The 12,738-nt window shown below is 67.3% G+C and carries 14 protein-coding genes; 9 read left to right on the top strand and 5 right to left on the bottom strand.

The window, feature by feature from the left end:
* The first annotated feature begins 204 nt into the window (after positions 1 to 204).
* From BLR51_RS10970 to BLR51_RS10960, 3 genes are read left to right on the top strand one after another with little or no spacing between them, the layout of a single operon-like run.
* Positions 205 to 915, top strand: a complete 711-nt coding sequence (locus tag BLR51_RS10970; RefSeq protein WP_089846826.1) for an AzlC family ABC transporter permease — start codon at positions 205 to 207, stop codon at positions 913 to 915.
* Complete coding sequence (locus BLR51_RS10965) at positions 912 to 1,232, top strand: branched-chain amino acid transport AzlD family protein (protein ID WP_089846824.1); 321 nt, start codon at positions 912 to 914, stop codon at positions 1,230 to 1,232. Before BLR51_RS10970 ends, BLR51_RS10965 begins: the two co-directional genes overlap by 4 nt.
* Before the next feature lie 11 nt (positions 1,233 to 1,243).
* Entirely contained in the window at positions 1,244 to 1,942 is a 699-nt protein-coding gene (locus tag BLR51_RS10960; RefSeq protein ID WP_089846822.1) for an RraA family protein, read from the top strand.
* A 119-nt stretch (positions 1,943 to 2,061) separates the two neighbouring features.
* On the opposite strand, the gene BLR51_RS10955 is transcribed toward BLR51_RS10960, so the two are convergent.
* Positions 2,062 to 2,952, bottom strand: coding sequence for a phytanoyl-CoA dioxygenase family protein (locus BLR51_RS10955; RefSeq protein ID WP_089846820.1), 891 nt, complete (start codon positions 2,950 to 2,952; stop codon positions 2,062 to 2,064).
* A gap of 107 nt (positions 2,953 to 3,059) precedes the next feature.
* On the opposite strand from BLR51_RS10955, the gene BLR51_RS10950 reads away from it, so the two are divergent.
* A complete protein-coding gene (locus BLR51_RS10950; RefSeq protein ID WP_165616803.1) occupies positions 3,060 to 4,064 on the top strand; it encodes a LacI family DNA-binding transcriptional regulator in 1,005 nt (334 codons plus the stop codon).
* 3 nt (positions 4,065 to 4,067) lie between these two features.
* On the opposite strand, the gene BLR51_RS10945 is transcribed toward BLR51_RS10950, so the two are convergent.
* Positions 4,068 to 4,988, bottom strand: coding sequence for an NAD(P)-dependent oxidoreductase (locus BLR51_RS10945; RefSeq protein WP_089846817.1), 921 nt, complete (start codon positions 4,986 to 4,988; stop codon positions 4,068 to 4,070).
* Between the two features lie 26 nt (positions 4,989 to 5,014).
* Positions 5,015 to 5,776, bottom strand: coding sequence for an SDR family oxidoreductase (locus tag BLR51_RS10940; RefSeq protein WP_089846816.1), 762 nt, complete (start codon positions 5,774 to 5,776; stop codon positions 5,015 to 5,017).
* A 183-nt stretch (positions 5,777 to 5,959) separates the two neighbouring features.
* On the opposite strand from BLR51_RS10940, the gene BLR51_RS10935 reads away from it, so the two are divergent.
* Genes BLR51_RS10935 through BLR51_RS10915 form a run of 5 tightly spaced genes read left to right on the top strand, consistent with a single transcriptional unit; the run spans position 5,960 to position 10,945 of the window.
* A complete protein-coding gene (locus tag BLR51_RS10935) occupies positions 5,960 to 6,559 on the top strand; it encodes a LysE family translocator (RefSeq protein ID WP_089846814.1) in 600 nt (199 codons plus the stop codon).
* Positions 6,560 to 6,589: 30 nt separating this feature from the next.
* Positions 6,590 to 7,501 (top strand): dihydrodipicolinate synthase family protein, encoded by a 912-nt coding sequence (locus tag BLR51_RS10930; protein ID WP_089846812.1) that lies wholly within the window; start codon positions 6,590 to 6,592, stop codon positions 7,499 to 7,501.
* The gene (locus BLR51_RS10925) at positions 7,501 to 8,868 is read left to right on the top strand and encodes an FAD-binding oxidoreductase (protein ID WP_089846810.1); all 1,368 of its coding nucleotides are present in this window, start codon (positions 7,501 to 7,503) and stop codon (positions 8,866 to 8,868) included. The genes BLR51_RS10930 and BLR51_RS10925 overlap by 1 nt, the downstream gene beginning before the upstream one ends.
* 23 nt (positions 8,869 to 8,891) lie before the next feature.
* The gene (locus BLR51_RS10920) at positions 8,892 to 10,043 is read left to right on the top strand and encodes a fumarylacetoacetate hydrolase family protein (protein ID WP_089846808.1); all 1,152 of its coding nucleotides are present in this window, start codon (positions 8,892 to 8,894) and stop codon (positions 10,041 to 10,043) included.
* Positions 10,040 to 10,945, top strand: coding sequence for a sugar kinase (locus tag BLR51_RS10915; protein ID WP_089846806.1), 906 nt, complete (start codon positions 10,040 to 10,042; stop codon positions 10,943 to 10,945). Before BLR51_RS10920 ends, BLR51_RS10915 begins: the two co-directional genes overlap by 4 nt.
* Before the next feature lie 57 nt (positions 10,946 to 11,002).
* Here the strand turns inward: BLR51_RS10915 and BLR51_RS10910 are convergent, their stop codons facing one another.
* Together BLR51_RS10910 and BLR51_RS10905 are read right to left on the bottom strand one after the other, a co-directional pair.
* Positions 11,003 to 11,938 carry a 2-hydroxyacid dehydrogenase gene (locus BLR51_RS10910; protein ID WP_089846804.1) on the bottom strand — a complete coding sequence of 312 codons (936 nt, stop codon included), beginning with the start codon at positions 11,936 to 11,938 and terminating at the stop codon, positions 11,003 to 11,005.
* Between the two features lie 19 nt (positions 11,939 to 11,957).
* The gene (locus tag BLR51_RS10905; RefSeq protein ID WP_089846802.1) at positions 11,958 to 12,737 is read right to left on the bottom strand and encodes a hydroxypyruvate isomerase family protein; all 780 of its coding nucleotides are present in this window, start codon (positions 12,735 to 12,737) and stop codon (positions 11,958 to 11,960) included.
* Position 12,738: the final 1 nt, after the last annotated feature.

Below are 12,738 nucleotides of genomic sequence, written 5' to 3'. Positions count from 1 at the left end.
CTTCCTCTGGCTAGGTCTCCTCCGCGCGCCCCTCCCGGCGCGCTCGTTCTTGCAGCAGCTTCCCAATTTGGTATACCAAATGCAAGAGCATTCGTGGGAGGGAGGCCAGCGCATGCAGGACCGCCAAAGACACAGGGCGTGCAACGCCCTGATCCAGAACAGTTTTGCCATTGAAAATACCACTCGCGACCGAAAGCGCCCCGCATGAGGCGGGCCGCGTTCTGGCAGGGCTATCGCGACTGCGCGCCCTTCATCGCGGTGGTCGTGCCGTTTTCCATGCTGTTCGGCGTGGTGGCGCGCGATGCCGGGCTCGACATCCTGCAGGTCATGGCCATGTCGGTGCTGGTCATCGCGGGCGCGTCGCAGTTCACCGCGCTCGCGCTGCTGCAGGAACAGGCGCCGGTCTTCGTGGCGCTGGCCGCAGCCCTGGCGGTGAACCTGCGCATGGCGCTTTATTCCGCAGCGCTGGTGCCGCATGTGGGCCACGCGCCCTTGGGGACGCGCGCGCTCATGGCCTATCTCATGGTGGATCAGGCCTATGCCGTGGCGGTCAAGACCTATGAGGACCAGCCGCGCATGAGCCGCGACGACAAGGTCGCGTATTATTTCGGCGTCATGGCGCTGATCTGCCCGTTCTGGTATGGCTGCACCCTGCTGGGCGCGGTGATCGGCGAGGCGATTCCGCCGCAACTGTCGCTGGATTTTGCCGCCCCCGTCTGCTTCATCGCCATCACAGCGCCGCTGCTGCGCTCGCTGCCGCATATCCTTGCCGCCGCCGTCTCGGTGCTCTGCGCCATCCTCTTTGCGGGCTTTCCCTCGGGGCTGGGCCTGATCGCCGCCGCCATCGTGGCCATGCTGGTCGGCGCGCAGGCCGAACTGGCGCTGCGCCGCCGCAACCTCCGGAGCGCCCCATGATCGACACCCCCACCTTCTGGACCCTGACCGCCCTGCTGGGCATCGGCACCTTTCTGGTGCGGTTTTCCTTTCTGGGCTTTCTGGGCGGGCGGCAGCTGCCGGACTGGTTCGTGCTGCACCTGAAATATGTGGGCGTGGGGGTTCTGCCCGCCATGGTCACGCCGCTGGTGCTCTGGCCCGCCGCGACCGGCGGCGAAACCGACCCCGCCCGGATCATCGCGGCCCTCGCCACCTTCTTCGTCGCCTTCCGGCTGTCGGTGGCGGGTGCGCTGGTGGCGGGAATGGGCACGCTTTACCTGATGCAGTCGCTGTTCTGAGGAGAACCAAGATGATTGAAGAACCCCCCCTTCTGACCATCCGCCGCGATGCGCCGCGCCCCACGCCCGAGCAGATCGCAGCCTTTCAGGGCGTGCCCACCAGCTTCGTCTGCGACGCCATGGGCGGCGGCGGCGCGCTGTCCCCGGCGATCCAGCCGATCGGCTTCGGACGGGACATCGACTGCACCGCCGCGGGCCCCGCATGGTGCGCGGAAAATGGTGCGGCCGATCTTCTGGCCACGCTCGCGGCCCTGCAGACCATCACCCCCGGTGACATCCTCGTGGCAGGCGCGGACGGACACCAGACCTGCGCCGCCGCCGGGGACCGCGTCATGGGCATGCTGAAGAACCGCGGCGGCGCGGGCTTCGTGACCGATGGCCCGCTGCGCGATTACGCGGGCATCGTGAAGGTGGGCCTGCCCGCATGGTGTACGGGGCTGGTGCCCTCCTCGCCCTTCGGCAAGGGTCCGGGCACGGTGGGTGGCAGCGTCGCCATCGGCGGGCGCACGGTCTGCACCGGCGACATGATCGTGGCCGACCGCGATGGCGTGGTGGTGGTGCCCTTCGCCCGGCTCGACGAGGTCATCGCGCGGCTGGAAAAGGTCAAGGCCGCCGAATACGCGCTGGATGCCGAGGTGGAAAAAGGCTTCTGCAGCCCGCTCGACCTCGAGGCGATGCTGGCCGACGGCCGCGCGGTAGAAGCGGGCTGACCCGGCCCCGGGATCCCCGGCCAAGGGGATCCCTCGCGCATAAAAAGGGGCCGGCTCCCTCCTCGAAGCCGACCCCGCGCAGGGTGCCACCGTAGTGAGGGCGGCGGCGCCCCGCGATCTCAGCGAAACGCGCTTTTGGCGCCCGCCGATTCCTGCATCCGGAAGATCGATCCGGTATCGGGCGCGGGCGGCAGCGGCATGGTCACCGGCACAGGCTCTAGCCGCGGCGTCAGGCAGGGGCTGCCGGTGATGGTCCGCTCCTGCAGATCTTCCCAGAATTTCGCCTGCCCCAGCGCGTGGAAATAGGAATTGCTGCCAAGGATCGGCCAGGCGTCGCCCTTGGCGATCTCGTAGAACAGCAGAAGCCGCGCCCGGTCCGACACGTTCGGCGCCGAGCCGTGCAGGATGCGGGCATGATGCACCGTCATGCTGCCCGCGCGCCCGGTCAGCGTCACCGCCTTCTGCTTCTCGAACAGCGGATCCTCCGGATCGATCGCTCCGGCAAAGACGCCATTGGCCATATGGCTCAGCAGCGGTCCCTTATGGGTGCCGGGAATGACCATGAGCGGGCCGGTATCTTCCTGCACGTCCTCCAGCATGATGCCGAAGGCCAGAAGGTCGTCATTGGTATGCGGATAAAACGCCCAGTCCTGATGCCATTCCACCGCCGCGCCGCCCCCCGGCGCCTTGGTGTTGAGCTTGGAGGTCAGCAGCGTGGCATCCGGCCCCAGCAGATCACCCAGCACCTCGGTGATGCGGGAATTGCGCAGGATCTCCCAGAAATAGGGATCGCGCTTGTGCGGCAGCTTGATCCGCGTCAGCTTCGGCGCCTCCGCCGAATGGCCGCGGTCAAGGTCATAGACCTCGTTGCTCTGGCTCACCTCGCGCGAGCCGTCGATCAGCCCATAGGTGATCTCCTGCAGCCGCTTCAGCTCCTCCGGGCGCAGCACGTCCTCCACCATCAAATAGCCGTTCTCGGCGTAAAACGCCTTCTGGTCTTCCGTCAGCATCGCTTCTCCTCCTCGCGACTCGGGTTGGGGTCAGATGGTGGTATCGATACCATGATTGCATGGTATCGATACCACCATTATGCCGGAGAGGTCAACGGAGCACCGAGATGTCAGAGGCGCGGAAATGGGTCACCATGGGGGATGTGGCGGCGCGGGCGGGCGTCGGCACCATCACCGTCAGCCGCGCCCTGCGCACCCCCGGCAAGGTCAGCCAGACCACGCTCGCCAAGGTGCAGAAGGCCGTGGCGGAACTGGGCTATGTGCTGGACGAAACCGCGGGCGCGCTCAGCTCGCAGCGCTCGCGCATCGTCGGCGCGCTGGTTTCCACGCTGGAGGAATCGGTGTTCGCCACCACCCTGCGCGGTCTGTCGGAAGGGCTGGCGGAGGGCGGGCTGCAGCTTCTGCTCAGCGCCACGCAATATGACCCCGAAACCGAGGCGGCCCTGATCCCCACCCTTCTGGGCCGCAGGCCCGAGGCGCTGGTGCTGACTTCGGACCGGCACACGCCCGACGCGCGCGCCCTGCTGGAGCGGGCCGCCCTGCCGGTGCTGGAGCTTTGGGATCTGCCGGAACGGCCCGTGCATGTGGCGGTGGGGTTTTCCAACCGGGCCGCCGGATCGGCCATGACCCGCCACCTGATCGACACCGGGCGGCGGCGCATCGCCTTTGTGGGGCTGGACCGCGCGCATGACAGCCGTGGCCATCTGCGGCTGGAGGGCTATCGCGACTGCCTGCGCGATCTGTCGGACGAACGGGTGCTGCTGCTGCCGCCGCGCCGGGGCGCCACCGGCCCGGATTACGGCGCGCAGGGCCTGCGCGAGGTGCTGCGGCGCTGGCCGGACACGCAGGCGCTGATCTGCGTCAGCGACACGCTGGCCGCGGGCGCCTGGTGCGAGGCGATGCGCGCGGGCCTTTCGGTGCCGGACCGCATCGCCCTTACCGGCTTTGGCGATTTCGACATGGCGGGGTCAAGCGGGCTGGCGCTGACCACCATCCGCATCGACGGCGCGGCCATCGGGCGCCGCGCCGCCGAACTGATCCTCAGCGGCGACATGGAGCGCGGCACGCGGATCGATCTGGGCTTCAGCCTGATCCGCCGTGCCAGCAGCTAGGGCTCAGGCCCCCTTCGCCACCTCTGCCGCCAGATCGATGCCGCCAAACTCCGCCACGCGGTCGGCAATGGTCGGCACATAGTCGCCGCCATGGCCCATGGCCTCTGCCATGGCGAAATACTGCCGCGTGGCAGAGGCGATGAAGGACGGCGCGTTCACCTCATTGGCCAGCGCATTGGCATAACGCACGTCCTTGCCACCATTGGCGATGGCGAATTTATGCGCCTCGCGGTCGCGGTCCACGGCATAGGTCATGAAGGTCTCGAAAAACCCGTTGGACAACCGGCTTGATCCGATCACCTGCCGCACCGTCTGCGGGCTGATGCCGGACTTGGCCGCCAGCACCAGCGATTCCGCATAAAGCGCCGCATAGCTCATGGAGATGAGGTTCATCACCAGCTTCATCTTGTGCCCGGCGCCCACCGGACCCACGCGGTTGATGTTGCCCGCCCAGCACTGCAGCACCGGCAGCACCTTGGCAAAGCTCGCGTCATCGGCGCCGACCATGGCATCAAGCGTGCCCGCCTCGGCCTCTTTCGGGGTGCGCCCCAGCGGCGCATCCACAAGGCTTGCGCCCTTTTCCGCCAGTTCCGCCGCCAGCTTCAGGGTCGAGGCCGGATCGGCGGTGGAACTGTCCACCACCACCAGCCCCGGATGGGCGCCCGCGATCACGCCGTCGGGGCCGCGCATCACCGCCTCGATCTGCGGCGAGTTTGACAGGCACAGATGCAGGATGTCGCAGGCCTGCGCCATCTCGAGGGCCGATGTGGCCTCCTGCGCGCCCTGCGCCAGCAGATCCTCCACGGGGGCGCGGTTGGTGTTGCCCTTGACCCAGAGCGGATAGCCGCCCTTGAGGATGTTCTTGGCCATGCCGTGACCCATCAGGCCCACGCCGATGAAGCCCACTACGGGGGTGTTGCTCATATCCGTTCCTCCCAGAGATTGCGCCGTCAGAGCGACGCGGTAATGCCGCCATCCACGAACAGCACATGGCCGTTCACGAAGCTGGACGCAGGCGCGCAGAGAAAGACGCAGGCCCCCACCAGTTCCTCGACCTCGCCCCAGCGGCCCGCCGGGGTGCGCTTTTCCAGCCATGCGCTGAACTCGGGATCCGCCACCAGCGCGGCGTTGAGCGGCGTCTTGAAATAGCCCGGCGCGATGGCGTTGCAGTTGAGCCCGTGTCTGGCCCAGTCCGTCGCCATGCCCATGGTCAGGTTGCTGATCGCGCCCTTGGACGCGGTATAGGGCGCGATGCCGGGCCGCGCGAGCTTGCTCTGCACCGAGGCGATGTTGACGATCCGCCCCGCCTTGCGGGGGATCATGTGCCGCGCGCAGGCCTGCGCCACGTAGAAGGCGGAATAGACATTGGTGCGCATCAGCCGGTCAAAGGCCTCGGGGTCGAAATCTTCGAGCGGGCCGCGATGCTGCATGCCGGCATTGTTGATGAGGATGTCAATGGGCCCGTGCTCGGCCTCATGGCCGTCCACCGCCGCGCGCACCTCGGCCACGTCGGTCACGTCAAAGCCAAGCGCCGCTGCGGTGATGCCTTCGGCCTGCAGCCCGGCCACGGCCTCGGCCAGCCGGTCGGGGTTGCGGCCGTTGAGCAGCACGCTGGCCCCCGCCTGCCCCAGCCCGCGCGCCAGCGCCAGACCGATGCCCATGGTAGAGCCCGTCACCAGCGCGGTGCGGCCCGAAAGATCGAACAGTTCCATAAAGTCTTCCCTCTCCCTCCGCCCGTTGCGGGTCCGCGCAGGGCGCGCGAAACCATTGACAATCCGGGGCGGGACCGTATTCCTGAAAATGGTATACCAAACACGGACGGATGCAAGCGACAGCATCCGGAGCGGAGGACTGACGATGGCGCGGCGCGCGGCAGCAGGGGATGATCGGGGCGGATGCTGAGCTTTACCGCCGCCGTGATCCTTCTGCTTATCACGCCGGGGCCCGGTGTGCTGTCCATTGCAGGCGTGGGCGCCGCCTATGGCTGGCGCGACGGGCTGCGCTACGCCATCGGGCTGTTCCTTGGCACCAACATGGTGATGACCGCCGTGCTGACCGGGCTTGCCGCCATCGTGCTGTCGGTGCCTGCGGTGCGCACGGTGCTGATGGTGGCCTCGGTCGCCTATTTGCTCTATCTCGCCGCCCGCATCGCGCTGGCGGGAAGCCGCATCGCCTTCATCGAGGCGAAATCGGCCCCCGGCATCCGCGCGGGCCTGCTGCTGCAGGCGATCAACCCCAAGGCCTATGCGGTGAACACCGCGCTGATGACCGGGTTTTCCTATGCGCCCGGCAATCTGGCCTTTGAAACGCTGACCAAGATCCTGATCCTGAACGCCATCTGGATCCCCATCCACATGGGCTGGCTCTGGGCGGGGGTGACCCTGCACCGGCTGAACCTCAGCCACCGGACCCAGCGTCTGATCAATTTCGGCATGGCCACCGCCATGCTGGCCGTCGTCGCGCTGGCGCTTGTGTCGGCCTTCGGCGCCCCCTGACCCTGTCTCATCACTCCCGGGAGGATTTCCATGACCACTTACACCGGCTGCTGGCCCGTTGTTCCCACCCCGTTCCATGACGATGGCACGCTGGATCTGGAGGGCATGAAGCGCGTTCTGGACTGCACCATCGACATGGGCGTCGACGGCATCTGCATCCTTGCCAACTTCTCCGAACAGTTCCTGATCTCGGACGAGGAACGCGCCATCCTGACCAAGCTCTGTCTGGAGCATGTAGCGGGCCGGGTGCCGGTCATCGTCACCATCTCGCATTACGCGACACCCATCGTGGTCAAGCGCGCGCAGGAGGCCAAGGATCTGGGCGCCGCCATCGTCATGATGATGCCGCCCTATCACGGCGCCCTGCTGAAAGGCAGCGCCGAGCAGACCTTTGAACAGTTCCGTCAGGTGGGCGAGGTGGGCATTCCCATCATGCTGCAGGACGCGCCGCTGTCGGGCGTCGATCTGCCGGTGCCGCTGCTGGTCAAGATGGCGCAAGAGATCGAGATGCTGAAGCTCTTCAAGATCGAATGCCCGCAGGCCGCCGCCAAGCTGCGCAGCCTGATCGCCGAAGGCGGCGCCGCCATCGAGGCCCCCTTCGACGGCGAGGAAGGCATCACCCTGCTGGCCGATCTGGACGCGGGCGCCACCGGCTGCATGACCTCTGCCATGATCCCCGACCAGATCCGCCCGGTGGTGATGGATTTCCTTGCCGGTCACCGGCAGAAGGCGTTTGACGGCTATGCCCGCGTGCTGCCCGCCATCAACCACGAGAACCGTCAGTGCGGTTTCCGGTCGGCCAAACATGCGATGGTGGTGGGCGGGGTCATCAAGTCGGCCTTCTGCCGTCACCCCATTGCCCCCTTGCATCCCGACACCGCTTCGATGCTTATCGAGCTCATCAAACCGCTTGATCCGCTGGTCCTCAACTGGGGTAAATGATGGCTGCCTTCGACACGCTTGCGACGCTTCTTGGTCCCCGCTTCGCCACCAGCGACGCGGCCCGGGCGCAGAACGGGCGCAACGAGGCACATTTCCCCGAGGCCCTGCCCGATGCGGTGGCCTATCCACAGACCACGGCGGAGGTGGCGGCGATTGTCGCCGCCTGCGCGGCAGAAGGCATTCCCGTCACCGCCATCGGTGCCGGCACCTCGCTGGAGGGGCAGCATCTGGCGGTGCGAGGCGGCATCAGCCTTGATTTCTCGCGCATGGACCGGGTGCTGGCGGTCAATGCCGAGGATCTGAACGTGGTGATCCAGCCCGGCATCCCCCGCACCGCCCTCAATGAGGCGCTGCGGGCCACCGGGCTGTGGTTCCCCATCGACCCCGGCGCCGATGCCTCCCTTGGCGGCATGGCCGCCACCCGCGCCTCCGGCACCACGGCGGTGCGCTATGGCACCATGCGGGAAAACGTGCTGGCGCTGGAGGCGGTGATGTCTGACGGCACGGTGATCCGCACCGGCACACAGGCGCGCAAATCCTCTGCGGGCTATGATCTGACCCATCTGCTGGTCGGATCCGAAGGCACGCTGGGGATCATCACCGAACTGACGCTGCGCCTGCATGGCCAGCCCGAAGGCGTGCTGGCCGCGATCTGCCGTTTCGACGATGTCGAGGCGGCGGTGAACTGCGTGATCCTCACCATCCAGAGCGGCCTGCCCATGGCCCGGATCGAATTTCTGGACGAAATGATGGTGCGCGGCTTCAACCTGCATTCGGGCGGCACCCTGCCCGAGACGCCGCATCTGTTCGTGGAATTCCACGGCACCCCCGCCGGTGTCGCGGAACAGGCGCAGAGCTTCCGCGAGATTGCCGAGGATTTCGGCATGGCCGACTGGCAGGAAGCCACCACCACCGAGGACCGCAGCGCGCTGTGGAAGATGCGCCATTCCGCGCATTATGCCTCTGCCGCACTGCGCCCCGGCGTGCGGACGCTGGCCACCGATGTCTGCGTGCCGATCTCGCGGCTGGCCGAGGCCATCACCAAGGCCAAGGCTCTGGCCACCGAAATGGGCATCATCGGCACCGTGGTGGGCCATGTGGGCGACGGCAACTTCCACTATGCCGTGCGCTTCGATCCTGCCGATCCGCAGGATCTGGCCCGGACCCATGATTTCGCCGGACGGCTGAACGAGCTGGCGCTGGCGCTTGGCGGCACCGTCAGCGGCGAACATGGCATCGGGCTTGGCAAGCAGAAATACATGGGCGCCGAACATGGCGCCGCTCTTGACTGGATGCGCCGGGTGAAGGACGCGCTTGACCCGAAGGGCATTCTCAACCCCGGCAAAATGCTGCCGCCGGTCGCGTGACCGGCCAAGCGAAAGGACTGACCATGCTTCCCCATTCCAACCCTACCCCTGACGCCCTGTTCGTGGGCCGCGTCTGGCGCCCCGGCATCGGCCCGGCACTGGTGGCCCTGCGCGGCGACACGCTGGTGGACATCACCAGCAAGGCCCTGCCCACCATGCGCGACCTGCTGGAACGCGACGATCCCGCCGGCGCCCTGCGCGCCGCCGCCGGTGAAACCATCGGCACGCTGGCCGATCTGGTCGCCGGATCCGACGAGGCGGCGGGCGATGACGTGCTGCACCTGCTGGCCCCCTGCGACCTGCAGGCGGTGAAGGCCAGCGGCGTGACCTTCGCGCAGTCCATGGTCGAACGCGTGATCGAGGAACAGGCGGCGGGCGATCCCGACAAGGCCGAGGCGATCCGCGCCAAGGTGACTTCGGTGATCGGCACCTCGCTGTCGGGGATCGAGCCCGGCTCGGAAAAGGCCATGGAGGTCAAGCGCGTGCTGCAGGCCGAAGGCATGTGGTCGCAGTATCTGGAAGTGGGCATCGGCCCGGATGCCGAGGTGTTCACCAAGGCGCAGCCCATGGCCGCTGTCGGCTGGGGTGCCACCGTGGGCCTGCATCCCATCAGCAAGTGGAACAACCCCGAACCCGAGATCGTGCTCGCCATCAATTCGCGCGGCGACATCGTGGGCGCGACGCTGGGCAATGACGTGAACCTGCGCGACGTCGAGGGCCGATCGGCCCTGCTGCTGGGCAAGGCCAAGGACAACAACGCCTCCTGCGCCATCGGGCCGTTCCTGCGGCTCTTTGACGGCGAGTACACGCTGGATGACGTGCGCAAGGCCGAACTGACCATGACCGTCAAGGGCACGGACGGCTTCGTGCTGGATGGCGCCTCCTCGATGAGCCAGATCAGCCGCGATCCGGCCTCGATCGTGGCGCAGACCATCGGGCGGCATCACCAGTATCCCGACGGCTTCTTCCTGTTCCTTGGCACGCTGTTTGCCCCGACCAAGGACCGCGACGCGCCCGGTCAGGGCTTCACCCATCACGTCGGCGACACGGTGACCATTTCCGAGCCGACGCTGGGCGCGCTGCACAACACCGTGCGCCTGTCCACCGAAGCACCGGAATGGACCTTCGGCACCTCTGCCCTGATGCGCAACCTCGCGGAGCGGGGCCTGCTGTGAGCGCGTTCCTGTCCCTTGGCGAATGTATGGTGGAACTGGCGCAGGCCGGGGACGAGATGTACCGCCGGGGCTTCGCGGGCGACACGTTCAACACCGCATGGTATGCGCGCCGCCTGCTGCCCGACGACTGGACGGTAAGCTACGGCAGCTGCGTGGGCGAGGATGCGGTCAGCGCCGAAATGGTGGCCTTCATGGAGGCGCAGGGGGTGGACACCTCCACCCTGCGCCGCCTGCCCGACCGCACCGTGGGGCTTTACATGATCTCGCTCGACAAGGGCGAGCGCAGCTTCTCCTACTGGCGCGGACAGTCGGCGGCGCGGATGCTGGCCGATGACCTGAGCTGGCTTGATGGCATCCTCAAGGACCGGGAGATGATCCATTTCTCCGGCATCACGCTGGCCATCCTGCCGCCAGAACAGCGCGAGCTGTTCTGCGGGGCGGTGTCGCGGGCCCGCACCCGGGGCGCCATCGTCTCCTTCGACACCAACCTGCGCCCCCGGCTCTGGGGCAGCGCCGAGGCCATGCGCGAGGGCCTGACCATGGGCGCGCGCACCGCCGACATCGTGCTGCCAAGCTTTGACGAGGAAGAACAGGTGTTCGGCGATGCCAGCCCCGAAGCGACGGTGGAGCGCTATCGCGATCTTGGCGCCGATCTGGTCGCGGTGAAACAGGGCGGCGGCGCGCTGAAGCTCTGGCAGCGCGAGGCGGGCATGCACGAGGTGCCCGCCGTGAAGGTCGAGAACCTCGTCGATACCACCGCCGCGGGCGACAGCTTTGCCGCCGGTCTGCTGACCGGGCTCGCACAGGGCAAATCCCCGCAGGATGCCGCAGCCGAGGCGATGCAGCTTGCCGCCAAGGTCATTCAGGCGCGCGGCGCGCTGGTGCCCGGCATCTTCGCCTGAGACACGCCCATACCGGATGTAAAAGGCCCGGAGGACATCCTCCGGGCCTTTTTCGTGTCAGTTGACCGGGGTCAGCAACGCCTCGCCCTTCAGGAAGGCGGCGATGTTGTCGCGCTGCAGCTGGCCCATGGCGGTGCGGGTCTCCCGCGTGGCCGAGGCCTGATGCGGCTGCAGCACGGCATTGTCGAGCGTGCGGAAGCGCGGGTCGATCTTCGGCTCGTTCAGGAACACGTCGAGCCCGGCACCGCCGATCTTCTTCTGCTCCAGCAGGTCCAGCAGCGCCGCCTCGTCCACCGTGGTGCCGCGCGAGATGTTGATGAGGATGCCATCCGGCCCCAGCGCCTCCAGCACCTCGCGGGTGACATAGCCCGCCGTCTCGGGGCCGCCCACCAGCGCCACGATCAGGAAATCCACCTCGCGCGCCAGCGCCACCGGATCGGCGTGATAGGTCCAGCCCGGCGTCTCCTTTTCGGAGCGCGAATGGTAATGCATCTCCATCTTGAAGGCGGCAAGCCGGTCGGCGATCTCGCGCCCGATGCGGCCCAGCCCCAGAATGCCGGTCTTGGCACCGCTGACCTTGCGCTGCAGCGGATAGGCGCCCTGTTCCCCCCATGCGCCAGAGCGCACATGCGCCTCGGCGCCGCGGGTGTCGCGGCAGAAATCCAGCAGCATGGCCACGGCCAGATCGGCCACGTCATCGTTCAGCACGTCGGGCGTGTTAGTGACCTTGATGTTGCGCGGGCTCGCCGCGCCGACGTCGATGGCATCATAGCCCACGCCAAAATTCGCGATCAGCCCCAGCGCCGGAAAGGCATCCATTGCCTCGCCGCCAAAGGGCGAATGGCCAAAAAACGCGATGGCCTTCACGCCCTTGCGGGTGTCCTCGGGCAGCGCGCGCGCCTCGTCAAGCGTCGCACAGGCCGTCCAGCCAAGACCCGCAAGTGCCTCGCGGCTCATCTGGTCGGGTTTGCCGACCGCCAAAACTTCCGTCATTCCGTCTGTCCTTTTCCGTTCAGGTCAATGCCGCGCGCAGGGGCGCCAGCCAGCCAAGGCCCACTTCCGTATCCCCGCCGCGCGGCTTGTATTCGGCCCCCACCGGCGCCTTCCAGCCTGCCGTGGCAAAGGCCGCCAGCAGACGCTCGAAACAGATCTCGCCGCCATCGGGTTCGCCCCGGTCGGGCACGGCGGCGATCTGCACATGCCCCACCAGCGGCAGATGCGTCTGGAACCGCCGGATCAGATCGCCCTGCATGATCTGCGTGTGATAGCAATCGAACATGATGCGCAGGTTGTCGCGCCCCAGCGCCGCGATGGTCTCTGCCGCCTGTTCCACATGCGCCAGATGATAACCTGCCACGTCGCGGCGGTTGATGGGCTCGATCAGCACGGTCATGCCCTTTTCGGCTGCAAGATCACAGGCCAGCCCCAGCGTGGCGCGATAGGCCTGCTCTGCCGCGGCACCGCCATCGGTGCGCCCGGCCATCACATGCACATTGGCCGCCCCCATGGCCGCGCCATACTCCACCGCCTGCCGCACCGCCGCCGCCGCCTCCTCCGCCCGGTCGGGAAGGGCGGCAAGGCCGAAATCCCCCGCCGCCGGATTGCCCGGCACGGTGTTCAGCCCCAGCATGGGCAGCCCCGTCTCGTCCAGTGCCGCGCGCATCTCGGCCACGGGCACGTCATAGGGAAAATGACATTCCACCGCGTCGAACCCCGCGCGCTTGGCGGCGCGGATGCGGTCGGGCAGCGGCAGGTCGGTGTAAAGAAAGCCGATATTGGCGGAAAACAGCATA

Origin of the sequence: Salipiger marinus (assembly GCF_900100085.1) — a bacterium.
Lineage (GTDB): Bacteria > Pseudomonadota > Alphaproteobacteria > Rhodobacterales > Rhodobacteraceae > Salipiger > Salipiger marinus.
The sequence above is the reverse complement of the archived record's forward strand: the minus strand, read 5'-3'. Positions and strand labels throughout refer to the sequence as shown.